The following is a 24,349-nucleotide window of genomic DNA, read 5'->3' as shown; positions in this document are numbered from 1 at the left end:
TCGCATCGTCACGCTCAGCCGTGACGAGCGTGGTCCGGTAGCAACCTTGCCGGGCCATCAATAGAGAGCCGCGAACCTGCGGCTGTTTTCACGGCCGGCCTTGCGTCGGCCGTTTTATGGGGAGTTCACAGTGAAACCGGTCAAAGTAGGCATCTGTGGGTTAGGGACCGTCGGTGGCGGAACCTTCAACGTACTTCAGCGCAACGCCGAGGAAATTGCTCGTCGTGCCGGGCGTGGAATCGAAGTGGCACAAATTGCCATGCGCACGCCAAAGCCTCAGTTCCAGACGACCGGTATTGCGATTACCAACGATGTCTTCGAAGTGGCCACGAACCCTGAGATCGACATCGTCATAGAGCTGGTCGGCGGCTACACCGTCGCCCGCGAGCTGGTACTCAAGGCCATCGAGAATGGCAAGCATGTGGTCACCGCGAACAAGGCTCTGATTGCCGTTCACGGTAATGAAATTTTCGCCAAGGCACGCGAGAAAGGCGTGATCGTGGCGTTCGAAGCGGCTGTGGCCGGTGGCATTCCGGTGATCAAGGCGATCCGTGAAGGCCTGTCCGCCAACCGCATCAACTGGGTCGCCGGCATCATCAACGGCACCGGCAACTTCATCCTCACCGAGATGCGGGAGAAGGGTCGCACCTTCGAAGACGTGCTGGCCGAGGCGCAAGCACTGGGTTACGCCGAAGCCGATCCGACCTTCGACGTTGAAGGCATCGACGCGGCGCACAAGCTGACGATTCTGGCTTCGATCGCGTTCGGCATTCCGCTGCAATTCGACAAGGCTTACACCGAAGGCATCACCAAGCTGACCACCGCTGACGTCAACTACGCCGAAGCGCTGGGCTACCGCATCAAGCACCTCGGCGTGGCGCGCAGCACCGCCAGCGGTATCGAGTTGCGCGTACACCCGACGCTGATCCCGGCCGATCGTCTGATCGCCAACGTCAACGGCGTGATGAACGCAGTGATGGTCAACGGTGACGCTGCCGGTTCGACGCTGTTCTACGGTGCCGGCGCCGGCATGGAGCCAACGGCTTCGTCGGTAATCGCCGACCTGGTGGACGTGGTTCGCGCCATGACCTCCGACCCGGAAAACCGCGTACCGCACCTGGCCTTCCAGCCGGACTCGCTGTCGGCGCATCCGATCCTGCCAATCGAAGCCTGCGAAAGCGCCTATTACCTGCGCATTCACGCCAAGGACCATCCGGGCGTACTGGCTCAGGTGGCGAGCATTCTGTCGGAGCGCGGTATCAACATCGAGTCGATCATGCAGAAGGAAGTCGAAGAACACGACGGCCTGGTGCCAATGATCCTGCTGACCCATCGCGTGCTGGAACAACACATCAACGATGCGATCGCAGCGCTCGAAGCGTTGGCCGGCGTGGTCGGTCCGGTTGTGCGGATCCGCGTCGAGCACCTGAACTAAGCCGATATCGTTCACCGGGCCTGCGCGCAGGCCCGGCACAACGGACACTGTCCATTGGAGTCAGTCATGCGTTACATCAGTACCCGCGGCCAGGCACCGGCCCTGAATTTCGAAGATGTCCTGCTGGCCGGTCTTGCCACCGACGGCGGTCTGTACGTCCCGGAAGTCCTGCCACGTTTTACTCAGGAAGAAATCGCTTCCTGGGCCGGCCTGCCGTATCACGAGCTGGCCTTTCGCGTTATGCGTCCGTTCGTCACCGGCAGCATTCCAGACGCCGACTTCAAAAAGATTCTCGAAGAAACCTACGGTGTGTTCTCGCACAGCGCCGTTGCACCGCTGCGTCAGCTGAATGGCAACGAATGGGTGCTCGAGCTGTTCCACGGCCCGACCCTGGCGTTCAAGGACTTCGCCCTGCAACTGCTCGGTCGTTTGCTCGACTACGTGCTGGAAAAGCGCGGTGAGCGCGTGGTGATCGTCGGTGCCACCTCCGGTGATACCGGTTCGGCCGCCATCGAAGGCTGCAAGCACTGCGAAAACGTCGACATCTTCATCCTGCACCCGCACAACCGTGTCTCGGAAGTGCAGCGTCGGCAGATGACCACGATTTTCGGCGAGAACATCCACAACATCGCCATCGAAGGCAACTTCGATGACTGCCAGGAAATGGTCAAGAACAGCTTCGCCGACCAGAGTTTCCTAAAGGGCACGCGTCTGGTGGCGGTGAACTCGATCAACTGGGCGCGGATCATGGCCCAGATCGTTTACTACTTCCACGCGTCGCTGCAACTCGGCGGCCCGGCTCGTTCGGTATCGTTCTCGGTGCCGACCGGCAATTTCGGCGACATCTTCGCCGGTTACCTGGCGCGCAACATGGGCCTGCCGATCAACCAGTTGATCGTCGCCACCAATCGCAACGACATCCTGCACCGCTTCATGAGCGGCAATCAGTATGTAAAGGAAACCCTGCACGCCACGCTGTCGCCGTCGATGGACATCATGGTTTCGTCGAACTTCGAACGCCTGCTGTTCGACCTGCACGGTCGCAACGGCGCGGCGATTGCCGGGCTGATGGATTCGTTCAAGCAGGGCGGCGGCTTCAGCGTCGAACAGGAACGCTGGACTGAAGCGCGCAAGCTGTTCGATTCGCTGGCAGTAGACGACGCGCAAACCTGCGAAACCATTGCCGAAGTTTACGAGCAGACCGGTGAAGTGCTGGATCCGCACACTGCTATCGGCGTCAGGGCCGCGCGCGAATGCCGTCGCAGTCTGGATATCCCGATGGTGATCCTCGGCACCGCGCATCCGGTCAAATTCCCGGACGCAGTGGAGAAAGCCGGCGTAGGAAAAGCTCTCGAACTACCTGCACATCTTTCTGATTTGTTTGAGAGACAAGAGCGCTGCACCGTCCTGCCAAACGAGCTGAAAGCCGTGCAGGCCTTTGTCAGTCAGCATGGCAACCGCGGCAAGCCACTTTAAGCCCGCAAAGCTGTCACATTTTGAAGCCCGTCTCCTGACGGGCTTTGTTGTTTTTGCATGCCACACTGCTCGCGTTTTCGCCCACGAAGGACGGGTGAGTCGATCACGAAGGAAGTGGCAATGCGGTTTTATTCAGGATTGAAGCCAGCGCTGGTCTGGTTGTTTTTGTTGGGCCTGTGGGCATGTATGCAAGGCGCGCAGGCAGCGCAATTATCGATGCGTGCCGATGATGTGGAGCTGAATATCCAGCCCATTGAACTGGATGCTCAGGAGCTTCAGTGGATTCGCGACAATCCCCGCGTGACGGTGGCGTCGCTGCAATATCCGCTGTATCTGTTTCAGGATGAGCGCGGTCAGTGGAGCGGTTTGAATGACGATCTGCTCAAACGCATCAGCGCCATGACCGGGCTGCAGTTTGTGCATCAAGAGTCGTTTTCCACCCATCACATGCTCGAACAGCTGCAAAGTGGCCAGGCTGATATCAGCACCACGCTGGCGGTGAACGATGAGCGCAAGGCGTTTCTGGATTTCAGCCATGCGTTCGGTGGCGCAGGCTGGGTATTTGTCTGGCGAGCGGGCGAGCCGGCGGTGCACTCGCTGGGCGAACTGGCCAAGCGCGTGCTGGTGCTACCGGCCAGGCATGCGCTCGAGCACTCGATCCGCCGCGATTATCCGTCGATTCAGATTCTCTCGGTGAAGACTCACGCCGAGGCTCGGGCACTGGTCGAAAGCGGCGAGGCTTACGCCACCATCGAAAACGAGATCGGCGCGCAGCTGTTTCCGTCAGGCCTGCTCAAGGTCGGTGGTCTGGTGGAGGGCAAGTGGGAGGCCGATCATCTTTCTGTGCGTAAGGGCATGCCCGAGCTGTTGAGCATTCTCAATAAGGCGCTGGGGGCTTTTTCTGCGGCCGAACTGCGCGCCATTCGCCTGAAATGGCTGGACGGTGTTTCACCGGTGCCGACCCCTTCGATCTGGGAACGGGTAATCAAATTGGGATGCTGGGCGATGGGCGTGCTTGGGGTATTCGGGCTGCTGTCTCTGCTGTGGAACCGTCGCCTGGCAGCTGAGATAAAGCACCGCCGCGAGGCGGAAAAGGGTCTGGGCGATCAGTTGGCGTTCCAGAGCGCACTGATCGACGCGATGCCCGATCCGGTGTTCGTGCGTGATTTGCAAGGCCGATTGGTCATGTGCAATCGCAGCTATGAAGAGGCGCTCTCGGTTCGCCTGGAACAAGTGCAGGGACGAATGCTGTTTGAGGTCGATGCAATGCCCAAAGCCACAGCCTTGATGTTGCATGATGAATTCATGGCGCAGCTGCACACGCGCAAAACCCGTTTCAGTCAGCGTCAGTTGCTGTTCAAGAGCGGCCCGCGGCACATCTACCAGTGGACGGTGCCGTTTTACAGCGCTGATGGAAAATTGCGCGGTTTACTTGGCGGCTGGACAGACATCAGCCAGCGCCGCGCCGATAGCGGGTGCAAATGTCCGCATTGAAGATAGGAAAAGTCCTATAAGGCGCGGCTACTTTTCTGATGGGAGGCTGAAGACGACTGCCCTAGAGTGATTGGCAAGTGCGCAGAGATTGCGCAATTGTCGTTCCAGGGGCCGTCCAATGCGTTCGCTCAAAATCCTGATTCTTGAACCCAACCCGTTTCAGTTGATGGCGTTGCATCAGATGCTCAATGCCATCGGTATCTACAACGTGCTGACCGCGCCGTCGCTGACCTCGGCCAAACGCGCGCTGGCACGTCGCGGAACCGTCGATATCGCGATCTGCAATCCACAGATCAAGGGTGGTGACGGATTGGCCCTGATCCAGCACCTGAGCGCGCAACACCAGGCGTTGGCGTTGATTCTGTTGGGTCCGGTAGCCCAGAGCCTGATCGCGGATCTGGAGCTGTTCCTGCGCGAGCACCGAATCAGCCTTCTCGGGCGCCTGCACACTCCGGTCTCCGCGGTGTTGATGAGAGATCTGCTGGACGACTACCTGGCGTCCACCCGAGATCCGCTCGAAGTCTGAGAGCATTGGTTATTTCTCTGTCATGTTCACCATGCATGCTCTGACAGACCGGTGACTCTTCACGCAGAGGCAGGCAGAACTTTCTTCTCCGGCCGGTGGTCATTTACTGTGGACACGCCCATGGCACTGTGTTTTCGGACTATTGAGTGGAGATCGAGATGGAAAGTATCAGTCTATTGCTCGGTGAGGCTCTGAGCCCGTATCAGGTGACGTTGACCCCGCGCGGTCTGCAAGGCGAATGCCTGGTGACACTGAAGAACGGGAGCGGCGCCATCGTGGTGGAGCGCGAATTCAACCAGGCGCAGTTGAGCGACAAACGCCAGTTGACCGATGTGGTCGACGGATTGCATCGCGACGTGCTGATCGCCGAAGGACGGCTGGAGCCCTGTGTGATCGCGGCGTTGCGTAATGCGGCCGCGGACAAGCGTCCGGTGCTCTGAAACCGATTTGTTTTTTGTGGGAACCTTCCTGCACTAAGGTCAGTCAGACTTCGTAACAGCAGGATCAAGCATTGTGCTCCGGTGCTTGTCGCTTGCTGTTACGGGTCTTTGATATAGGCCACGTTTAACCCCGAGTCGTCTCCCCACTTCTCGGGGTTTCTTTTTGCCCGGATTTCACTGTTCGGCTTGTTGCTGGAAGAAAATCCGCGCCTGCTCCAGATAATCCGTGCGCATCTTCGGGTCGAGCCAGTCGGCATAAAGCTGATTCAGATGTTCATGGGGCAGGGTGCGCAGCAGTTGATTGATCTCATTGATCGCCTGCCGGCCCTGGGCAGTGTCGGAACAACCGACATGTCCCGACTGATATTTGGCCGTGCCGCGAATCGGAAAGAACTCCAGCTCGTTTTCGGCGATTTCTGCCTGATGCGCCTGATAGCGGATTTCCGACCAGTACCCCAGAACCATTTGCAAGCGGCCGAGGCGTTGCATGGACAGCAAGTTGCTCAGCGCATCATTGCCGTAATGCCTGGTCAGCGCATCAGCTGGTGCCTGGCGTAGCAAGTTGTCGATGACCTCTCCGTAACTGCGCTCGGCGACCACTCCGATTTTCTTCTCGCCATTCGCCAGATATGCCGCGAGGTCCACTTCGCCGTCGACCAGAAAAGGACTGAGCACAGCGCTGTCCTTCTTGCGGATGACCACGCCATTGGTGACGGCGCGAAATGCCGGAATCGAGAAGGCAATCCATTGTGCGCGTTCCTGGCTGTACATCAGCGACGGGTCGCAAGTGAAAGAGGCTTCGTGGAGCATTTGCAGACCGCGGGCGCGATTGACCCGCATCAGGCTATGTTCATACTGCGGCATGCCGGCAATCAGCATCGGCATCAATTGATCGATTACGCCCTGACCTTTTTTCGGGCCTTCGAAAATCGTCAATGGCGGCAGGTCGCGCAGCAACCAGATCAAGGTCGGTTTCGCCTGCGCCCAGCTCGGTAGCGTCAACAGGAAAAGCAGGCCGAACAAGCGCCACGTCCACCAGTGGTGAGCGCGGTTGTTGGCCGATGGCTGCGGGGAGGTCAGCTTAAATGGCTCCGTCTTGGCGCAATTTGGCGATCTGCTGTTCGTCGTAGCCAAGATCGTGAAGTACCTGCGCGTTGTGCTCACCCAATTGCGGTCCGACCCATTCGGAGGTGCCGGGTGTATCAGAGAGTTTCGGCACGATTCCCGGCATCTTGAAGGGTTTGCCGTCCGGCAGCTTGGCCTCTAAAAACATTTCCCGGGCCAGATACTGCGGATCGCTGAACATGTCTTCGGCGCTGAAAATTCGGCTGGCCGGCACTTCGGCTTGATTCAGCAGGTCCAGCACGTTTTGCAGCGGCAGCGAATTGACCCAGCGATCGATCACCCCGTACAACTCGTCGCGGCGCAGATCACGTCCGTCGTTGCTGGCCAGCGTCGGATCATTGGCCAGATCTTCGCGGCCGATGATCAGCATGAAGCGTTTGAAGATCGCATCACCGTTGGCGCCGATCTGCACATGCTTGCCGTCGGCACTGGTGTGAATCGACGACGGCGTAATGCCCGGCATGATGTTGCCCGTACGCTCGCGGATAAAACCGAACACATCGAACTCCGGAACCATGCTTTCCATCATGGCGAAGATCGCTTCGTACAATGCCACGTCAACCACTTGGCCAAGGCCACCGTTGACCTCGCGATGACGCAGCGCCATCAACGCACCAATCACGCCCCACAGCGCCGCAATCGAATCGCCGATGGAAATCCCGGTGCGCACCGGCGGGCGATCTTCGAAGCCCGTGATGTAGCGCAGGCCGCCCATGGATTCGCCGACGGCGCCGAACCCCGGTTGATCCTTCATCGGCCCGGTCTGGCCGAAACCGGATAGCCGCACCATGACCAGTTTCGGATTCAGCGCGTGCAGGGTTTCCCAGCCCAGCCCGAGTTTTTCCAGGACGCCGGGGCGAAAGTTCTCGATCAGGATGTCGGCATCGGCGAGCAGTTGTTTGAGGATCGCCAGCCCATCCGGGTGCTTGAGGTTGAGGGTCAGCGACTTCTTGTTGCGCGCCTGAACAAACCACCACAAGGAGGTGCCTTCATACAACTTGCGCCATTTGCGCAGCGGGTCGCCGCCGTCCGGCGATTCGATCTTGATCACTTCGGCGCCGAATTCGCCGCAGATGCGCGAAGCAAACGGGCCGGCAATCAAGGTGCCCAATTCAATGACTTTCAGACCGCTGAGCGGTTTGTTGGCGAACGGCATGCGAGATCCTGTAGGACAAGGCTGAGCGGATACAGAGTTTTAACATAGCCGGCTGTCAGTCGTGCAAGGATGATCGCCATCAATTGGTTGATTGCCTACGGCATCGGTTAGACTTGCCGACTTTCTCCGTATCTAGAAGCCCGTTCATGGCCCAGCCGTCCACCACCTATAAATTCGAACTGAACCTCACCGACCTCGACCGCAGCGTCTACGAGAGCGTCAAGCAGACCATCGCCCGTCACCCTTCGGAGACCGAAGAACGCATGACTGTGCGCCTGTTGGCCTACGCGCTCTGGTACAACGAGCAACTGTCTTTCGGTCGTGGTCTGTCGGACGTGGATGAACCTGCGCTGTGGGAAAAGAGCCTGGACGACCGCGTTCTGCACTGGATCGAAGTCGGTCAGCCTGATTCTGATCGTCTGACCTGGTGCTCGCGTCGCACCGAACGCACCAGCCTGCTGGCTTACGGCAGCCTGCGCGTGTGGGAAACCAAGGTGATTCCGGCGATCAAGAATCTGAAGAACGTCAACATTGCATCCGTGCCGCAGGAAGTGCTGGAAACCCTGGCCAAGGACATGCCCCGCGTTATCAAGTGGGACGTGATGATCAGCGAAGGAACGATTTTCGTCACCGACGACCGTGGTCAGCACGAAGTCCAGCTCAACTGGCTGCAAGGCGAGCGCTGAGTCCGCAGCACCGCCGATTTATCCCACGTATTCAAGAGAAGCCTCTGTCACCCCATGCGTATTGATCCTCGTCCGTTGCCCGCCACATTGCCGTTTCTCGGCGACCTGCCGCCACTGCTGACCCGCCTGTACGCGGCGCGCGGCGTGCAGTCCGAAGCGGAACTGGACAAGAGCCTCAAGCAGTTGATCCCGTTCACCCGGCTCAAGGGCATCGAGGCGGCGGTGGATCTGCTGGTGACGGCGCTGGAGCAGCGCCAACGCATTCTGATTGTCGGCGACTTCGACGCTGACGGTGCGACCGCCAGCACCGTCGGTGTGCTCGGTCTGCGCCTGCTGGGCGCGGCGCATGTCGATTATCTGGTGCCTAATCGCTTTGAGTTTGGCTATGGCCTGACACCGGAAATCGTCGAAGTTGCGCTGGCCCGCGAGCCGCAGTTGTTGATCACCGTCGACAACGGCATCTCCAGCGTCGAAGGCGTGGCGGCGGCGAAACGTGCGGGGCTTAAAGTCCTCATTACAGATCACCACTTGCCCGGCGATGAACTGCCGCTGGCCGATGCGCTGGTCAACCCGAACCAGCCTGGCTGCGAGTTTCCGAGCAAATCTCTGGCCGGGGTCGGGGTGATTTTCTATGTGTTGATGGCGTTGCGCGCACGCCTGCGCAGCCTCGGCTGGTACGAGACCCAAGCGCAGCCGAACATCGGTGAGTTGCTGGATCTGGTCGCGCTGGGCAGCGTTGCCGACGTGGTGCCGCTGGACGCCAACAACCGGATTCTGGTGCATCAGGGCCTTGAGCGGATTCGCGCCGGGCGTGCACGGCCGGGGATCAAAGCCATTCTCGAAGTGGCCAAGCGCGAAGCTTCGCGCATCACCTCGACCGATCTGGGGTTCATTGTCGGCCCGCGCCTCAACGCGGCAGGGCGGCTGGACGACATGAGTCTGGGCATCGAATGCCTACTGACTTCCGATGCCGCGCTGGCGCGGGAAATGGCCGCGCAACTGGACGGCATGAACCAGGATCGCAAATCCATCGAGCAGGGCATGCAGCGTGAAGCGCTGGCGCAGCTCAAGGACTTGCCGGTCGAGTCGATGCCGTTCGGGCTGTGCCTGTTCGATCCGGAGTGGCACCAAGGTGTGATCGGTATTCTCGCGTCGCGCATGAAGGAGCGCTATTTCCGTCCGACCATTGCCTTTGCCGATGCCGGCGACGGCTTGCTCAAAGGCTCGGGACGTTCGGTGCAGGGTTTTCATATTCGCGATGCGTTGAGCGTGGTCGCCGCGCAGCATCCGGACCTGATCGCCAAGTACGGTGGTCACGCGATGGCGGCGGGTCTGACGTTGCCGCAGGAGAATTTTCCGCTGTTTGCGCAGGCCTTCGACGCCGAAGTGCGTAGGCAACTTCGCGAAGAAGATCTGACCGGGCGCCTGCTGTCGGACGGCACCCTGGCGGTCGAAGAATTTCACCTTGAACTGGCGCGTGCGCTGCGCAATGCCGGGCCTTGGGGTCAGCACTTCCCGGAGCCGCTGTTCCACGGCGTATTCCAGTTGGTCGAGCAACGGGTGGTCGGTGAGCGGCATCTGAAAGTGGTGCTGAAAACCGAATGTGGCTCGGTGAAGCTGGATGGGATCGCGTTTGGTATCGACCGTGAAATCTGGCCGAATCCAACGATCAAATGGGTTGAATTGGCTTACAAGCTCGATCTGAACGAGTTTCGCGGCAATGAAACCGTGCAGTTGATGATTGCCCATATCGAACCGCGTTAAGCGCAAAGTGCTTTTGTGGCGAGGGAGCTTGCTCCCGCTGGAGGCCGAAGGACTCCCGATTCGTCCGAGCGCCGATATTGGGGCCGCTTCGCAGCCCCGCGGGAGCAAGCTCCCTCGCCACAGGTTCGGTGGCGCACACAGAAACATCTGGAACCCCCCGAGATCCCCGGTTGTCGACTAGGCTCTAAGCACTGCTTGATTGGCCTTGTGACGTCTTGTCGAATTTTTTGCCCGCGGGGGCGGGTGCTGCACCTCTTTCCTGTCACTCGTCGACTTTTCAAACAGAACCCTGGAGCCTGCCCACTGATTTGAGAGGTGCCCCATGAGTCTGCTGCTTGAACCCTATACCCTGCGCCAACTGACCTTACCCAACCGCATCGCCGTGTCGCCGATGTGCCAATACTCCAGCGTCGACGGCCTGGCCAACGATTGGCATCTGGTGCACCTCGGTAGCCGTGCGATTGGCGGCGCCGGACTGGTCTTTACCGAGGCAACGGCGATCACCGCCGATGGACGGATTACCGCCGAAGACCTTGGCCTGTGGAACGACGAACAGATCGCACCACTGCAACGCATCACGCGTTTCATCACCGCCCAAGGCGCCGTCGCCGGCATTCAACTGGCGCACGCCGGGCGCAAGGCCAGCACCCATCGGCCATGGCTCGGCAAGCATGGCAGCGTCAAACTGGATGATGGCGGCTGGACCCCGGTTGGGCCTTCGCCGATTGCTTTTGATCCGCAGCACACACAACCGAAAGCCCTGGATGAAGAGCAGATCGCCGACGTTATTCAGGCTTTTGTCGACGCCGCAAAACGTTCTTTGACTGCCGGTTTCTCCGTGGTCGAAGTGCACGCTGCGCACGGTTATCTGTTGCACCAGTTTCTTTCTCCGCTGAGTAACCAGCGCCGCGATCAATACGGTGGTTCGTTTGAAAACCGCATTCGTCTGGTGCTGCAAGTCACCGAAGCAGTGCGGGCAGTGTGGCCGGAAGAATTGCCGGTATTCGTCCGCGTGTCGGCCACCGACTGGGTCGAGGACGGCTGGAATCCGGACGAAACCGTGGAGCTGGCGCGACGCTTGAAAGCGCTGGGCGTGGATCTGATCGACGTGTCGTCGGGCGGGACTGCGGCGAATGCCGAGATTCCGGTCGGCCCGGGCTATCAAACGCGCTTCGCCGAACGTGTGCGCAAGGAGTCAGGCATTGCCACCGGCACTGTGGGCATGATTACCGAACCGGCGCAGGCCGAGCACATTCTGCGAACCTGCCAGGCTGACATTATCTTCCTCGCCCGTGAGCTGCTGCGCGATCCGTACTGGCCGCTGCATGCGGATGATGATCTGGGTGGACGCAAAGCGATCTGGCCCGCGCAATACCAGCGTGCGACGCATCGCGATCAACCGATCCATGAATCTGATCTGCGCGATTGAGCACAGCGCTGAAAAGTAAAAGCCCCGGCCAGTAGTGGTCGGGGCTTTTTTTGTTACGGGTATTTGCGCTTGTCTGGCGCTGGCGGGAAGTACTGATACAGCCAGGTCTCGCTCAACGTGCGGTCATTGGTGCGGATGAACAACCGCAGCTCTACCGGCTCGACGCTGTCGCTGGTCGGGTACCAGTCGAACAAAATCCGGTAACCCTTGATGTCATCCAGTACCAGCACGCTGAAGTCCTGCACCTTGCCGTTCGAGCAGGTGACTACCGGCTCAATCCCGGTGCCCTGTGGCAGACGCTCCAGACCGCCGCCAGTGAAGTCCACGGCAAAACGGCGAGCCCAGACCTTCGGATAATGCTCACCCGGTGCCCAGCCTTCGGTGAAGCCGCCCATGCCGGAGCGAGTAGCCTGCACTCGAGCCAGCGGCGTGCTGACCGGCGGAAGAGCGCTCCAGTAGAGCTTGTAGCCGTAATTCAGCGAATCACCAGCGGCCACCGGTTTCTTCGGTGTCCAGAACGCGACGATGTTGTCGAGGGTTTCGCCGGTGGTAGGAATTTCCAGCAGATCGATCGAGCCTTCGCCCCATTCGGTGGTCGGTTCTACCCACAGGCTCGGGCGCTTGCTGTACCAGTCGACCGTGTCCTGATAGTTGGCGAACTCGTGGTCGTTCTGCACAAGGCCAAAACCTTTCGGGTTGGTGTCGGCAAAGGCGTTGAACTGCAGGGTCGCCGGGTTGTTCAGCGGGCGGCAGATCCATTCGCCGTTGCCGCGCCACATGGCCAGACGATCCGAGTCGTGGATCTGCGGGTGAATGGTGTCGCACATGCGCCGTTCGTGGTTGCCACAGCTGAACATGCTGGTCATCGGCGCGATGCCCAGTTGTTCAATGGCGGTACGCGCGTTGATGTGGGCGTCGATGTCCATCACCACGCGCTCGGCCTGGCAATCGATGTCGAAGCGATAGGCACCGGTGGCGCTCGGCGAGTCGAGCAGGGCATAGACCACGAAGCGTGTGGCGTTCTGATCCGGTGTCTCGAACCAGAACTTGGTGAAGTCAGGGAATTCTTCGCGCTTCTTGGCGTAGGTGTCGACTGCCAGACCGCGTGCCGACAGGCCATATTGGCCAGAGGCATCGACGGCTCGAAAGTAGCTGGCGCCGAGGAACGAGACTACGTCGTGGCGATCCAGCTCCGGCGCCTTGAACAACTTGAACCCGGCAAAACCCAAGTCACCCTTGAGCTGTTGAGTGTCTACCGAAGTATTTTCATAGTTGAACAGTGACGGGCGGAAATGCACCTCACGCGCCATCCGCGTTTTCGGATCGACGCTGTACATGCGCACCGGCTGGCGGAAACCCATGCCGACGTGGAAGAACTGCACATCCAACTGACCCTTGTTTTCCTTCCACAGAGAATGATCGCCGTCGTAGCGGATCGCGTTGAAGTTCTGCGGGGTCATGGTGGCCAGGGTCGGCGGCAGCACCTGTTTGGTGTCCTGATAAGCGCTGCCGGCCAGTTGCTTGGCCAGGCGCTTCAAGGCGTCGAAATCGAACGCCTGTGCTTCGCCGTCGGCGGCGCCACCATTGGCGGCCCAGGCGCGGGCGGCGAGCAGTCCGGACGCGGACAGACCGGTGTAAGCCGCAATGGCCATGGATGCTTTGAGCAAATTCCTGCGATGCATAAGTACAACCTGTCGTGAGCAATCCCGCGCCGTTCCTGGCACGTGCTGGATCAGAATTTACGGTTCGGACATGCCTTCGGCCAAACGCAACGGACTATTAACAGATGCCCGATAGCTTAAACCGTTCGCGCCGATTGCAAAATTCGTTGATTGCAGGTGCCAGCGTCTCAATGAAACAAGACATTACGGTTAATTTATCCGACAGGCTTTTCTGATTTATAGGGCATTTCTGCTTTTTTCGACTAATTACTCTAAAAACTGCTTTTCAGCGCCGATTAACTTTCTATTCTATAGGCATCGCCGGTCACAACCCTTTCAACCGGCAGGGCTCAAATCGCTGCTTAAAGGAGCAGGGCGATGCGGTTTTCGAAAAATTCTGAAGTATTTGAAAAGGACATCGTCCATGGCAAAAGTGCAATGCATCACCGAAATGTTGGGAATTTTTCCGTGCCTGGGTGGCCGGCGCAGGAAGCGACTGAATTCTGAAGAGCGGAAACTGGTTGAACGCTATCGCGAGTTGTCGGAGAGCGACCGGATCGCGATGAGGTATCTGGTGGATGCGATGCGGAGTGTTTCGCGGTTCTGATGGTGTGACGCAAAAAGGGGGGCAGACATTGAGTCTGCCCCCCTTTTTTTGGTTTGCGTTCCGGGCGCACGAGCGTTGCCTCGGCGGGGAGTGGCGGCGAATTTTCACATGCAGAAATGTATTGCTGGTGGACGCTCCGTTTGGCTCGCCACCAGAATATCAAGAGATAGCAGCCCACTTGATGCGAAGCCCTGTGCAGAAACTCCACAACCGAACCGTTTCACAAAGCCTTCGTGCACTGATCTTGCGGCCCGATGACGCGAATCTGCCGTCAGTTGATATTCATCCAGTTACTATTGTGCGGGCGTATCAATCAGCGAGTATCAAATGATCTGGTTTCTAGAAGGGCAATCGAGTCAGCGTGACGTCATTATCGGCGCGCGCGAGGCACTCCCGGCGGATGTAAAAATCTTTGCCTCTCATCGTCAGGATCGCCCTGAAATCACGTCGCTTGCCGACGTCAGTTTCATGGAGCCGACCGATAACGAAGAGCGTATCGACTGGGTTATCGCCACCGCAGTAGAGCACAACATCAAAGTGATTCTGGCTGGCCGCGTCGGCCATGTCTTCGAGATCGAACGGGCGCGCTTCGAGCGGGCGGGTCTTGAACTGGTGACGGGCGGCACGTCCATGGCGACCTTCGACATGGTCGACGACAAGAGCCGATTCACCGCTGAAGCAGAACGCGTCGGCCTGGCTTGTGTGCCGGCAATCACTGCGGTGAACGCCGAAGAAATGTTCGCCGCTTATAAAACCCTCTCCGCCAGCGGTGAGGTCTGTGTCAAACCTGCGGTCGGTATCTATGGTCAGGGTTTCTGGCGATTCAAGGCAGATACCGATCCGTTCCGCTGTTTTGCCAATCCGGATGCCCGTGAAGCCAATTTTGAAACGTACATGCGTGCTTACTGCGAAGCCGAAGCTCCGGCACCGATGCTGATGATGCCGTATATGGCAGGCAGTGAGTGTTCGGTGGACATGGTCTGCGAAGGCGGCCGTCCCGTAGCGTTCGTCAGCCGTCGAAAGGCGGGTGTGCATCAGACCTTCGAGCGCGAGGGCGCCGCTGTCGAGCTGGCGCTCAAGGCTGCCGAGCATTTCGGTTGTGACGGAATCGTCAATGTGCAGACTCGTGATGACGCCGATGGCCAACCGCATCTGCTGGAAATCAACCCGCGCTACTCGGGTGGCATAGGTTACACGCGGGCGACCGGGACCAACCTGCCGGGCATTTTCGCGGCTCGACGCCTGGGCTTGCCGGAGCCTGCGACCGTCTGGCGACCGAATGTCCGGGTAAAAGGCGTGACTGTGGCGGCTGTGGCATCCTGATATTAAAGCGATATTGATTTTTGATACAATTTGCCGCGCTGCACATGAGGCAGCAAGTCGTTAGCAGTCAAGGAGAGATCAGGGAATGATGGTGCTGGCGCCTGGCGCAAATGCCGCAATATCGAGCGCACGGAGTCAATGGACTCTGGAGTGCGGCAAGTCCTCGGCCTTCGGGGACTATGCAGCAGTCGCTATATTGCCGGTGGACGAGAAACGCCGCCCGACAGGTGATCCCGCCCTGTTCCAGACCTCCCATGGCTGGATGGAATGGAAAGGCGATCAGGAAAACGTCGGTTGTGCGTTGAACCTCGCTGAATTGCCGGCCGGCAGCGATCGCGTTCTGATCATCGTCTACACCTTCTCGGCGGTAGGCCCGGTCAGCGACCTCAAAACCCTGCGTTTTCAGGTTGATGGCCAACTCGACTACAGCCTCGATCTGCGCGACAACGGCGAATCGGCAATCATCATCGGCGAGTTTTACACGCGCAATCAGCAATGGAAATTCCGCGCTCTGGCTGAAGGATCCGCCTATGGTCTGGCGGCTTTCGGCCGGCGAATCGGCCTCGAAATCAACGATGCTCATCCGAAGGGACGCTCGAGTCCCTCCGAGTCCGGCCGCAGCAGTGCTACCGGCACCGGATTTGCCGTCTCGAACAATCACGTTCTGACTTGCGCGCACGTCATCGAGGACATGCAGGAAATTCACATCTCCTCCTTCGAGGGGCGTTACCGTGTCGAGCCCGTGGTGGTCGATCGGCGCAACGACATCGCTTTGCTCCGGGTGCTGGACTGTCCGCCGCTGAAGCCGGTGGCGTTCAAGGAAGGCTTTGGCTGCGATCTCGGCGATAATGTCGTGGCGTTGGGCTTTCCCCTCGCCGGTTTTGCCGGGGGCGGCGTGCAAGTGACGCAAGGCGGGGTGTCAGGTCTGTTTGGGCTGCACAACGATTCGAGCCTGCTGCAGTTCACTGCCCCGATTCAACCCGGCTCCAGTGGCAGCCCACTGTTTGACTCTTCAGGAGCGGTGGTCGGTCTGGTGACCTCAAGCCTGCCGGATGCGCAAAACATGAATTTTGCGGTCAAGGCGCCACTGCTCCTCTCATTCCTTGGCGCTTGCCGCGTCGAGGCCAGCAAGACATCTGTCGGCAAGACTTTCACAACAGCGGAACTGGCGCGTGAAGCCCAAGCTTCAATGTGGCGTGTCGAAGCGCGGAATTTCTGACTTCTCTTGATTTGAAACATTTGGTACCGGCGTGCGGTTGAACATACGGCGCTGATTTAGGAATTTGCTCATGGAAAGTAACGCAGTTACACAAACGCTCAGCGCGCAACTGATGCGCGGGCGACTCGATGTCAAAGTAGATGATTCGCTCATCGCTCCGAACGCCTTGTTCGGCTTTGCCGAGCGCCGTAATCCCAAGCGTGCGTTTCTGTTCGTGTCCAAAGTGCTGGGCCGCCATATCCCGGTGCGCCCCTCTGCAATGAATACAAGTTTCGCAAGCCTCGCGGCGCAGATTCCAGCGGATCTGCCCGGCCCGGTGTTGGTGATCGGCATGGCCGAGACCGCAGTCGGCCTCGGTGCAGGCGTGCATCGCGCGTTCAGTGCGACCCGCCCCGATACGGTGTACATGGTCAGCACGCGGCACCCCACTGGCACTGAACTGTTCACTCGTTTTGAAGAAGAGCACAGCCACGCCAGCGCCCATTTGATCCATTTGCCGGTCGATCCCGATGTGCGCGAAATGATGCTGAATGCGCGCTCACTGGTGCTGGTCGACGACGAAGCCTCCACCGGCAAGACCTTCATCAATCTGCACCGCGCCTTGGTTGACTCGGGTCTGACCCAGGTCGAGCGTGTCGTGACCTGCGTGCTGACCGACTGGTCGCGGAACGCGGTGCGCGACACGATTGGCGAATCTGCGCATCAAGTGTCGTTGCTGCAAGGCTCGTACGACTTCCATGAAGACCTCGAAGCGCCGTTGCCGGAGATGCCGGCCGTCGGCACCGTCGCCGCCGGTGAGTGGCCGTTGTCGGCACACAACGATTGGGGCCGGCTCGGCGTGCGCAAGGTGGAAGACACCTTGGCCCCCGATCTGCAGATCAAGGCTGGTGAGCGGGTGCTGGTAGTCGGCACCAGCGAGTTTGTCTGGCGTCCGTTCCTGCTCGCCGAACGTCTGGAACGTGCCGGCGCCGATGTGCACTTCAGCTCGACCAGCCGTTCGCCGATCGCGCTGGGTCATGCCATCGGTCACGCATTGTCGTTCTCGGACAACTACGGACTGGGCATTCCCAACTTTCTCTACAACGTGCGCCCGGGCGAGTTTGATCGCGTGCTGATCTGCTCGGAAACTCCGGCGCAGGCAGTCCCCGCCGAACTGGTTGCCGCCCTGAATGCCGAGGTGATTGTCGATGCTCAGTAATCGCCCGCTGGCCTTGGTCGACCTCGACGACACGCTGTTTCAGACCGCGCGCAAAATGCCCGAAGGCACGCCACGCCATCCAGCGACCTTCGACATCGAAGGCCAACCGAATGGTTACATGAACCCGGTGCAGAAGACCCTGGTGGAATGGTTGTTGTCCTCGACTGACGTGGTGCCCGTGACTGCGCGCAGCGTCGAAGCGTTCAGTCGGGTCAAACTGCCTTTCGACAAGGGCGCTGTCTGCTCCCACGGCGGAGTGATTCTCGGCGCCGACGGCAAGATCGATGAGCAATGGCAGGCGCACATGACTGTCATTCTGGCCGACTTCCAGAGCCGTCTGCCGGATCTGAGCGCCGCGACCCTGGCCATTGGTAAAGAGCTGGGCATTTCGCTGCGCGGATGGGTGGTTGAAGAAGAAAATCTGCGCCACTACGTGGTGACCAAGCACAACGAATCCAACGACGAAGTCCTGCAAACCGTACTGGCTGAAGTCCAGGCGCGCGGCTTGCTGGAGGGGATGCACATCCACGGCAACAGCAACAATCTGGCCTTCCTGCCTGCCGGTCTGTCGAAGCGCGTGGCCGTTGAAGAACTGTTGCGCCGTGACCGTGAAATCAACGGTGAACGACCGGTGCTGGGTTTTGGCGACAGTATTACCGACCTCGGCTTCATGGATGCCTGCCATATGTGGGCAACCCCGTCGCGTAGCCAACTGGCGCGGTTTGTGGGGCATGCGCTCAATGACTGAGTCTATCGCTGAGCTCAAGACTGTCGGTAGCGGCAGCTATTTGCAGGACGACGTGCACTTTCTGCTCCAGCCGGTGCAGATGGAAGTCACCGACGTCGCAGAGAAAGAGCGGCTGATTCAGACGAAGCAGAAGCACTATTCGGAGATGATCAGCTTCGAGAGCGCGCCGACGGATGTGCACAAGGCGCTGTACCAGCGCGCGCTCGCGCAAAACGGCGTGCGCATGGCCAGCGACGTTCAGGCGCTGGCGCTGGCGTTGAATGAGTCTTGCACAGGGCCCTCGATTGTTCTGGTGTCCTTCGTTCGCGCCGGCCTGCCGCTGGGCGTGCTGCTGCGCCGGGCGCTGATCGACATGGGCCGCGAGGCTCATCATTACGGGATCAGCATTGTGCGTGATCGCGGCATCGACATCGTGGCGCTGGAAGCAATCATTCAGGCCCACGGCGCAGACAACATCGTGTTCGTTGACGGCTGGACCGGCAAAGGCGCGATCTCCGGTGAAATCCAGCACAGCCTCAAGGGTGACGCGCGATTCCCTCAAGAACCGCGGCTGGTGGTGCTGGCCGACCCGTGCGGCCGCGCCTGGCTGTCGGCCTCGGCAGAAGACTGGGTCATCCCGTCGGGCATCTTGGGCGCCACCGTCTCGGGACTGGTTTCCCGCTCGATCTGGCCGGCGAATGGCGGACTGCATGGCTGCGTGGTCTATGACCACCTGACCGAGCACGATGTGACCCGTGACTTCATCGAACACATCGACCAGCAGCGCGAAGCGCTTGGCCCGGTGCATCCAGCCAAGCCGTGGACGGCCACCGAGCGCAGCGAACTGCAAGCCGCCGCCACGCAAGTCGTGGAGTCGCTGGCCGCACGTTTCGATATCAGCAATCTGAACCGGGTCAAACCGGGCATCGCCGAGGCGACTCGCGCGGTACTGCGCCGGGTGCCGGATCATGTGCTGGTGCGGGATCGCAATGACAGCGACGTGCAATTGCTTTTGCACCTCACCGAAGGCGCTGGCGTCTGCGTTGAAGAAGTCGGCGCCGCACTCGGCCCGTACCGAGCCGTGACCATCATCCGGAGCGTGAGCTGATGAAGAAGCTTTCTCCGTATGCCCTGGGCGCCACGCTGTATATGCCGGCCACGCGCGCCGATCTGCTGGATGTGGTGTTCGCCACCAAACTGCCGGAACTGCGCTCCCTGGTGGTATGCCTCGAAGACGCGGTTGCCGACATCGATGTCAGCACCGCACTGAGCAACCTGCATCGCCTGCTGTCGACAATCGATGAGCGCGGCGGGCGGCCTGCCGAAGGCCCGGTGCTGTTTGTGCGTCCACGCGATTCGGCGATGGCGGCGGTGCTCAATGACTGGCCATTGATGAAACACGTCGACGGCTTTGTGGTGCCGAAGCTGACGCTGCGCAACCTCGACGCCTGGGAGCAGGCGGTGACCAGTCCCGAGCTGTTTCTGATGCCGACCCTGGAAACCGTCGACGTGTTCAATCCGGTGGCGATGGTCGAACTGGGCCAGGCGCTCAAGGCCAATCTCAATCACCGGATCATTGCTCTGCGTATCGGCGGCAACGATCTGATGGGCAGCCTCGGTCTGCGGCGCAATCCGGCCACCACGCTGTACAGCACGCCGATGGGCTACGTGATTCCGATGTTGGCCGGGGTCATGGGCTCGCAAGGTTTTGCGCTGACCGCGCCGGTGTTCGAACAACTCGCCATGCCGAATTTGCTGGGTGAAGAGCTCGAACTGGACATCGCCCACGGCCTGGTGGGCAAGACCGCGATTCACCCGAGCCAGATCAGCATCATTCAGGATGCGCTGCGGGTCAGCCTCGAAGACCTCAACAGTGCAAAGTTGATCGTCAGCGACGTGGCCCCGGCCGTGTTCAAACATAACGATGTGATGTGCGAGCCGGCGACCCATTACCAGTGGGCGATGAAAATCCTCGAACGCGCCGAGTGGCATGGCGTGCGCCAACCCGATGCTGCCCACGGTGAAACACCCATCCGACTAGCCGAGGCCATTCGATGACCCAGCCAAATACCGGGCCTGACCGGCCGGGGAAAAAAGTGCTCTGCGTCTTTGACTTCGACGGCACCCTGACCCGCCATGACAGCTTCGTACCGTTCCTGAAGTTTGCATTCGGCAAACGCGAATTCGCCCGGCGGGTGCTGACGCTTGCGCTGCCGAGCATTCGATTCCTCGCGCGCCGCATGAGCCGTGACGAGCTCAAGGCGCAGTTGATCAGCCGTTTTCTCAGCGGCGTTGACCCGGAGTGGGTGAGCCAGCGAGCGGCGAAGTACTGCGAGGCATTCTGGACCAAACTGATGCGCCCGACAGGCTTGATGGCGATTGCCAGCGAGATCGCCGCAGGTTCGCAAGTCACCTTGTGCTCGGCCTCGCCGGCGCTGGTGCTGCAACCCTTCGCCGATCGCCTGGGCATCAAGCTGATCGGTACCGAACTCGAAGTGATCGACGGCAAGTTGACCGGACGTATCTCCGGCAACAACTGCCGTTGCGAGAACAAGGTTCTGCGGTTGGAGGAGGTCTACGGGCCGCTGACCGAATACCGGCTCAAAGCCTGGGGCGACACCCGTGGCGATCACGAATTGCTTGCTGCGGCGCAAGACGCGCACTGGCGACACTTTCATCCTGCATGGCGTCGTGGACGTCTGCGGACAGCAAAAAGCGCGGTCAAACCTGATCGCGACGTGAACACTGACGATCAACAAGGAGCGTAACGATGGCACTTACCCTGAGCAAACAGCAAAGTATTTCTCTGGAAAAAACGGCCGGCAGCGCGTTGACCCGCATCAGCCTTGGCCTCGGTTGGGACCCGGTGAAAGCAGGCTTTCTCGGCAAATTGATGGGCGGCGGCGGGGAAGTCGACCTCGACGCTTCGTGCATCCTGCTCGACAGCAGCCTGCAAGTAATCGACCTGGTCTGGTTCCGTCAGTTGAAGTCGCAGGACGGCTCGATCCAGCACTCCGGCGACAACCGTACCGGTGAAGGCGATGGCGATGACGAAACCATCCACGTTGATCTGTCGCGTCTGCCGGCCAGCGTCGAGCATCTGATTTTCACCGTGAACAGCTTCACCGGGCAGACCTTCGAAAAAGTCGAAAAAGCCTACTGCCGCGTCGTCAATGCCGACAAAAAATCGGAATTGGCACGTTTCAACCTGTCCGAGAAGGGCGGTCACACCGGCATCGTGATGGCGAGCCTGTCGCGCAAAGGTTCCGATTGGGACTTCAAGGCCATCGGCGAAACCACCCGCGGGCGCACCGCTGACGACCTGGTCAATCTGGCCGTACAGGCGCTGCGCTGATGGCCACTCTCGTACCTGGTGGTAATGCGCCGGTTGCCAGCGGCCAGCTTCGCGTTGATATCAACTACACGCCCATTCCGGGCGTCGACATTGATGTGTCGGCGTTCGTTCTGAACGCTTCGGGCAAAGTCCGTGGCGATGGCGACATGTGCTTCTACGGCCAGACCAGCGTGCTCGGTGGCGTGTTGCAGATGACCGAGGCGGCAGCCGGGCGCGCGGTGTTCACCGTCGATCTGAGCCGGCTTGAAGCTGCGGTCGAAAAGGTTGCGCTGTCGGCGACGATCCACGAGAACAAGGCCAGTTTCGAGCGCGTCTCGCAATTGTCCGTGGCGGTCTCGGGCGGCATCGAAGCCCAATTACCGACTACCGGCATGAAGGAAACCGCGTTGATTCTTGGCGAGTTTTATCGTCGCCAGGGTGAGTGGAAATTCCGCTGCGTTGCGCAAGGTTTCAACGGTGGTCTGGAACCCTTGGCCAAGCATTTCGGTGTTGAAGTAGCGGCTCCGGCCGCTGCGCCGACGCCTGCGCCAGTTCCGGCTGCGCCAACACCTGCACCGGCACCTCCGGCAGCGAAATCGACGATCAGTCTGAGCAAGATCACGCTCGACAAGACTCGCTCGTCGATCAGCCTGGAGAAAACCGCCGGCGGTTTCGGCGAGATCAAGGTCAACCTGAACTGGAACAAGGGCAGCGGTGGCGGCTTCTTCAGCCGCAACAAATCCGTCGACCTGGACGTTGGCTGCCTGTTCGAACTGCAGGACGGCGACAAAGGTGTGGTGCAAGCCTTGGGCAACTGCTTCGGCAGCCTCAGTGGCCGGCCTTACATCCAGCTCAAGGGCGATGACCGCACCGGTTCGGTGGCCGGTGGCGAGTGGATGCACATCAACGGCGCGAAGTGGAGCGAGGTCAAACGCATTCTGATTTTCGCCTTCATCTACGAAGGCGCGCCGAACTGGAAAGAGACTGACGGCATTGTGACCATCTACATTCCCGGCCAGCCGGACATCGAGGTACGCCTCAATGAAGAAGGTGGCCGCGAAGGCATGTGTGCGATTGCCATGCTCGAGAACGTTGACGGTGCGGTGAAGGTTTCACGCCGCGTCGACTTCCATCGTGGGCATGCGGCAGTCGACAAGGCTTACGGCTGGGGCATGAACTGGCGCGCCGGTTCGAAATAATACGGATGGCGGGGCTTTTCGGCCCCGCCCCTTGAGGAGATTTGCAAATGCTTGCATGGCTTAAAGAAAACGCGGCAGCGGCTCGCGACAAACTGACAACTGAGGTCGGTAAATTCAAGAACCAGAAGTTCATGGAAGCGATGACGGCCAGTTGTGCCATCGTCGCTGCGGCGGACGGCGATATTTCTTCGGCTGAAAAGCAGAAGATGATCGGCTTCATCAACATCTCGCCTGAATTGAAAGTGTTCAATACGGCTGATGTGATCAAGTCCTTCTCGACGCATTGCGAGAAGTTCGAGTTCGACTTCCAGATCGGTCAGGCCGAAGCACTGAAAGTCATCGGCAAGATCAAGAACGACCCGGGTGCTGCGCGCCTGCTGGTTCGCGTTGCCTGCTCCATTGGCGCATCGGACGGCTCATTCGATGACAAAGAAAAAGCGGCGTGCCGTTTGATCTGCGCCGAGCTGGGTCTGAACCCGGCTGACTTCGATCTTTAAGGAGCGGTACCTGTGGAAACGCAAATCGGATTTCCCCCGCTGACCATGGCGGTGTTTGTAGGGCTGGCGGTTGGCGCCCTGCTGCTGGACATGGTCACGCACCGTGGAGACAAGCCCATTTCGCTGATGAAGGCCTCGATCTGGTCGATCTTCTGGATCGCGATTTCGCTGGCGTTCGCAGGTTTCCTGTACGTGCAGCACGGCGCTGAAGTGGCCAGCCTGTTCGTCACCGGTTATGCGCTGGAAAAAGTCCTGAGTGTCGACAACCTGTTTGTCTTCATGGCGATCTTTGCCTGGTTCAAAGTGCCGGATGGCCTGCGTCACCGCGTTCTGTACTGGGGCATCATCGGCGCCATCGTGTTCCGTGGCGTGTTCGTGGCGATCGGCACCGGCCTGTTGGCTTTCGGTCCGTGGGTGGAAATTGTCTTCGCGGTGATCGTTGCCTGGACGGCCGTGATGATGTTGCGCGCCGGTGGGGACGATGACGAGGAAGAAGACTACTCCAAGCACATGGCGTATCGCTTCGCACAGAAGCTGTTCCCGGTGTGGCCAAAACTGCACGGCCATAACTTCTTCGTGACCCGCAAGGTGCTCGAAGGTGAGCTGCAGAAACCGGAAAATCAGGGCATGACCCTGGCGGCCAAAGGCACGTTGTTCGCCACGCCGCTGTTCCTGTGCCTGGTGGTCGCGGAAGTGTCGGATATCCTCTTCGCGTTCGACTCGGTGCCGGCAGTGATCGCGGTCAGCCGTGAACCGCTGATCGTTTACTCGGCCATGCTGTTCGCGATTCTTGGCCTGCGGACCATGTACTTCGTGCTCGAAGCGCTGAAACGCTACCTGGTGCATCTGGAAAAATCGGTCATTGCGCTGTTGTTCTTCATCGCAGTCAAACTTGGCCTGAACGCCACCGACCACATGTTCCACCACGGCTACACCATTGACGCCAACACCAGCCTGTTGATTGTTATGGTTGTCCTGGCAATCGGCGTAGTGGCGAGCCTGATCTTCCCGGGTCAGGAAGAAACCCAAACCGAAAACAATTGAGTAGCAGCA

23 protein-coding genes are annotated in these 24,349 nt (G+C 59.6%); 20 read left to right on the top strand and 3 right to left on the bottom strand.

Annotated features, from left to right (window positions below; genetic code table 11):
* Positions 1 to 130 precede the first annotated feature (130 nt).
* The 5 genes from ACP7BN_RS05440 (at position 131) to ACP7BN_RS05420 (ending at position 5,371) form a co-directional block, all read left to right on the top strand.
* Complete coding sequence (locus tag ACP7BN_RS05440; RefSeq protein WP_426202276.1) at positions 131 to 1,435, top strand: homoserine dehydrogenase; 1,305 nt, start codon at positions 131 to 133, stop codon at positions 1,433 to 1,435.
* Between the two features lie 66 nt (positions 1,436 to 1,501).
* Positions 1,502 to 2,911 carry a threonine synthase gene (thrC, locus tag ACP7BN_RS05435; protein ID WP_426202274.1) on the top strand — a complete coding sequence of 470 codons (1,410 nt, stop codon included), beginning with the start codon at positions 1,502 to 1,504 and terminating at the stop codon, positions 2,909 to 2,911.
* 120 nt (positions 2,912 to 3,031) lie between these two features.
* Positions 3,032 to 4,405: a transporter substrate-binding domain-containing protein gene (locus ACP7BN_RS05430; protein ID WP_426202272.1), complete on the top strand. Its 1,374-nt coding sequence runs from the start codon at positions 3,032 to 3,034 to the stop codon at positions 4,403 to 4,405.
* Positions 4,406 to 4,523: 118 nt separating this feature from the next.
* Positions 4,524 to 4,931, top strand: coding sequence for a response regulator (locus ACP7BN_RS05425; RefSeq protein WP_426202270.1), 408 nt, complete (start codon positions 4,524 to 4,526; stop codon positions 4,929 to 4,931).
* 158 nt (positions 4,932 to 5,089) lie between these two features.
* Positions 5,090 to 5,371, top strand: coding sequence for a DUF3509 domain-containing protein (locus ACP7BN_RS05420; protein ID WP_426202267.1), 282 nt, complete (start codon positions 5,090 to 5,092; stop codon positions 5,369 to 5,371).
* A 174-nt stretch (positions 5,372 to 5,545) separates the two neighbouring features.
* Here the strand turns inward: ACP7BN_RS05420 and ACP7BN_RS05415 are convergent, their stop codons facing one another.
* Together ACP7BN_RS05415 and ACP7BN_RS05410 are read right to left on the bottom strand one after the other, a co-directional pair.
* Positions 5,546 to 6,505, bottom strand: a complete 960-nt coding sequence (locus ACP7BN_RS05415) for a TIGR02285 family protein (RefSeq protein WP_426202266.1) — start codon at positions 6,503 to 6,505, stop codon at positions 5,546 to 5,548.
* Complete coding sequence (locus ACP7BN_RS05410; protein WP_426202264.1) at positions 6,453 to 7,652, bottom strand: CaiB/BaiF CoA transferase family protein; 1,200 nt, start codon at positions 7,650 to 7,652, stop codon at positions 6,453 to 6,455. The genes ACP7BN_RS05415 and ACP7BN_RS05410 overlap by 53 nt, the downstream gene beginning before the upstream one ends.
* Before the next feature lie 146 nt (positions 7,653 to 7,798).
* Between ACP7BN_RS05410 and ACP7BN_RS05405 the strand changes: the two genes are divergently transcribed.
* The 3 genes from ACP7BN_RS05405 (at position 7,799) to ACP7BN_RS05395 (ending at position 11,531) form a co-directional block, all read left to right on the top strand.
* The gene (locus ACP7BN_RS05405) at positions 7,799 to 8,338 is read left to right on the top strand and encodes a YaeQ family protein (RefSeq protein WP_420647788.1); all 540 of its coding nucleotides are present in this window, start codon (positions 7,799 to 7,801) and stop codon (positions 8,336 to 8,338) included.
* 54 nt (positions 8,339 to 8,392) lie between these two features.
* Positions 8,393 to 10,102: a single-stranded-DNA-specific exonuclease RecJ gene (gene recJ, locus ACP7BN_RS05400; RefSeq protein ID WP_426202262.1), complete on the top strand. Its 1,710-nt coding sequence runs from the start codon at positions 8,393 to 8,395 to the stop codon at positions 10,100 to 10,102.
* A gap of 322 nt (positions 10,103 to 10,424) precedes the next feature.
* Positions 10,425 to 11,531: an NADH:flavin oxidoreductase/NADH oxidase gene (locus ACP7BN_RS05395; protein WP_426202260.1), complete on the top strand. Its 1,107-nt coding sequence runs from the start codon at positions 10,425 to 10,427 to the stop codon at positions 11,529 to 11,531.
* Between the two features lie 53 nt (positions 11,532 to 11,584).
* Here ACP7BN_RS05395 and ACP7BN_RS05390 read toward each other — a convergent pair whose 3' ends face one another.
* The gene (locus tag ACP7BN_RS05390; protein WP_426202259.1) at positions 11,585 to 13,213 is read right to left on the bottom strand and encodes a glucan biosynthesis protein D; all 1,629 of its coding nucleotides are present in this window, start codon (positions 13,211 to 13,213) and stop codon (positions 11,585 to 11,587) included.
* A 403-nt stretch (positions 13,214 to 13,616) separates the two neighbouring features.
* On the opposite strand from ACP7BN_RS05390, the gene ACP7BN_RS05385 reads away from it, so the two are divergent.
* The 12 genes from ACP7BN_RS05385 to ACP7BN_RS05330 all read left to right on the top strand — a co-directional run bounded on the left by ACP7BN_RS05385 (position 13,617) and on the right by ACP7BN_RS05330 (position 24,340).
* Positions 13,617 to 13,799 carry a hypothetical protein gene (locus ACP7BN_RS05385; protein ID WP_420647792.1) on the top strand — a complete coding sequence of 61 codons (183 nt, stop codon included), beginning with the start codon at positions 13,617 to 13,619 and terminating at the stop codon, positions 13,797 to 13,799.
* Between the two features lie 327 nt (positions 13,800 to 14,126).
* Positions 14,127 to 15,122, top strand: coding sequence for an ATP-grasp domain-containing protein (locus ACP7BN_RS05380; protein ID WP_426202257.1), 996 nt, complete (start codon positions 14,127 to 14,129; stop codon positions 15,120 to 15,122).
* An 85-nt stretch (positions 15,123 to 15,207) separates the two neighbouring features.
* On the top strand, positions 15,208 to 16,341 hold the full coding sequence (locus ACP7BN_RS05375) for a trypsin-like peptidase domain-containing protein (protein WP_426202256.1): 1,134 nt from the start codon (positions 15,208 to 15,210) through the stop codon (positions 16,339 to 16,341).
* A gap of 70 nt (positions 16,342 to 16,411) precedes the next feature.
* Entirely contained in the window at positions 16,412 to 17,539 is a 1,128-nt protein-coding gene (locus ACP7BN_RS05370; protein ID WP_426202255.1) for a phosphoribosyltransferase domain-containing protein, read from the top strand.
* A complete protein-coding gene (locus tag ACP7BN_RS05365; protein WP_426202253.1) occupies positions 17,529 to 18,287 on the top strand; it encodes a trehalose phosphatase in 759 nt (252 codons plus the stop codon). Before ACP7BN_RS05370 ends, ACP7BN_RS05365 begins: the two co-directional genes overlap by 11 nt.
* Positions 18,280 to 19,374: a cysteine protease StiP family protein gene (locus ACP7BN_RS05360; protein ID WP_426202250.1), complete on the top strand. Its 1,095-nt coding sequence runs from the start codon at positions 18,280 to 18,282 to the stop codon at positions 19,372 to 19,374. Before ACP7BN_RS05365 ends, ACP7BN_RS05360 begins: the two co-directional genes overlap by 8 nt.
* Positions 19,374 to 20,324 (top strand): HpcH/HpaI aldolase/citrate lyase family protein, encoded by a 951-nt coding sequence (locus tag ACP7BN_RS05355; protein WP_426202249.1) that lies wholly within the window; start codon positions 19,374 to 19,376, stop codon positions 20,322 to 20,324. Before ACP7BN_RS05360 ends, ACP7BN_RS05355 begins: the two co-directional genes overlap by 1 nt.
* Positions 20,321 to 21,034 carry an HAD family hydrolase gene (locus ACP7BN_RS05350; protein WP_420647799.1) on the top strand — a complete coding sequence of 238 codons (714 nt, stop codon included), beginning with the start codon at positions 20,321 to 20,323 and terminating at the stop codon, positions 21,032 to 21,034. Before ACP7BN_RS05355 ends, ACP7BN_RS05350 begins: the two co-directional genes overlap by 4 nt.
* A 2-nt stretch (positions 21,035 to 21,036) precedes the next feature.
* The gene (locus ACP7BN_RS05345; RefSeq protein ID WP_420647800.1) at positions 21,037 to 21,621 is read left to right on the top strand and encodes a TerD family protein; all 585 of its coding nucleotides are present in this window, start codon (positions 21,037 to 21,039) and stop codon (positions 21,619 to 21,621) included.
* On the top strand, positions 21,621 to 22,799 hold the full coding sequence (locus tag ACP7BN_RS05340) for a TerD family protein (protein WP_426202247.1): 1,179 nt from the start codon (positions 21,621 to 21,623) through the stop codon (positions 22,797 to 22,799). Before ACP7BN_RS05345 ends, ACP7BN_RS05340 begins: the two co-directional genes overlap by 1 nt.
* A 47-nt stretch (positions 22,800 to 22,846) precedes the next feature.
* Positions 22,847 to 23,296 (top strand): tellurite resistance TerB family protein, encoded by a 450-nt coding sequence (locus tag ACP7BN_RS05335; protein ID WP_420647802.1) that lies wholly within the window; start codon positions 22,847 to 22,849, stop codon positions 23,294 to 23,296.
* A gap of 45 nt (positions 23,297 to 23,341) precedes the next feature.
* Positions 23,342 to 24,340 carry a TerC/Alx family metal homeostasis membrane protein gene (locus ACP7BN_RS05330; protein WP_426202728.1) on the top strand — a complete coding sequence of 333 codons (999 nt, stop codon included), beginning with the start codon at positions 23,342 to 23,344 and terminating at the stop codon, positions 24,338 to 24,340.
* Positions 24,341 to 24,349: the final 9 nt, after the last annotated feature.

The organism is Pseudomonas sp. TWP3-1, from assembly GCF_049896625.1.
GTDB lineage: Bacteria > Pseudomonadota > Gammaproteobacteria > Pseudomonadales > Pseudomonadaceae > Aquipseudomonas.
Note: the sequence above shows the minus strand (reverse complement) of the source record. Positions and strands in the feature narration are given on the sequence as shown.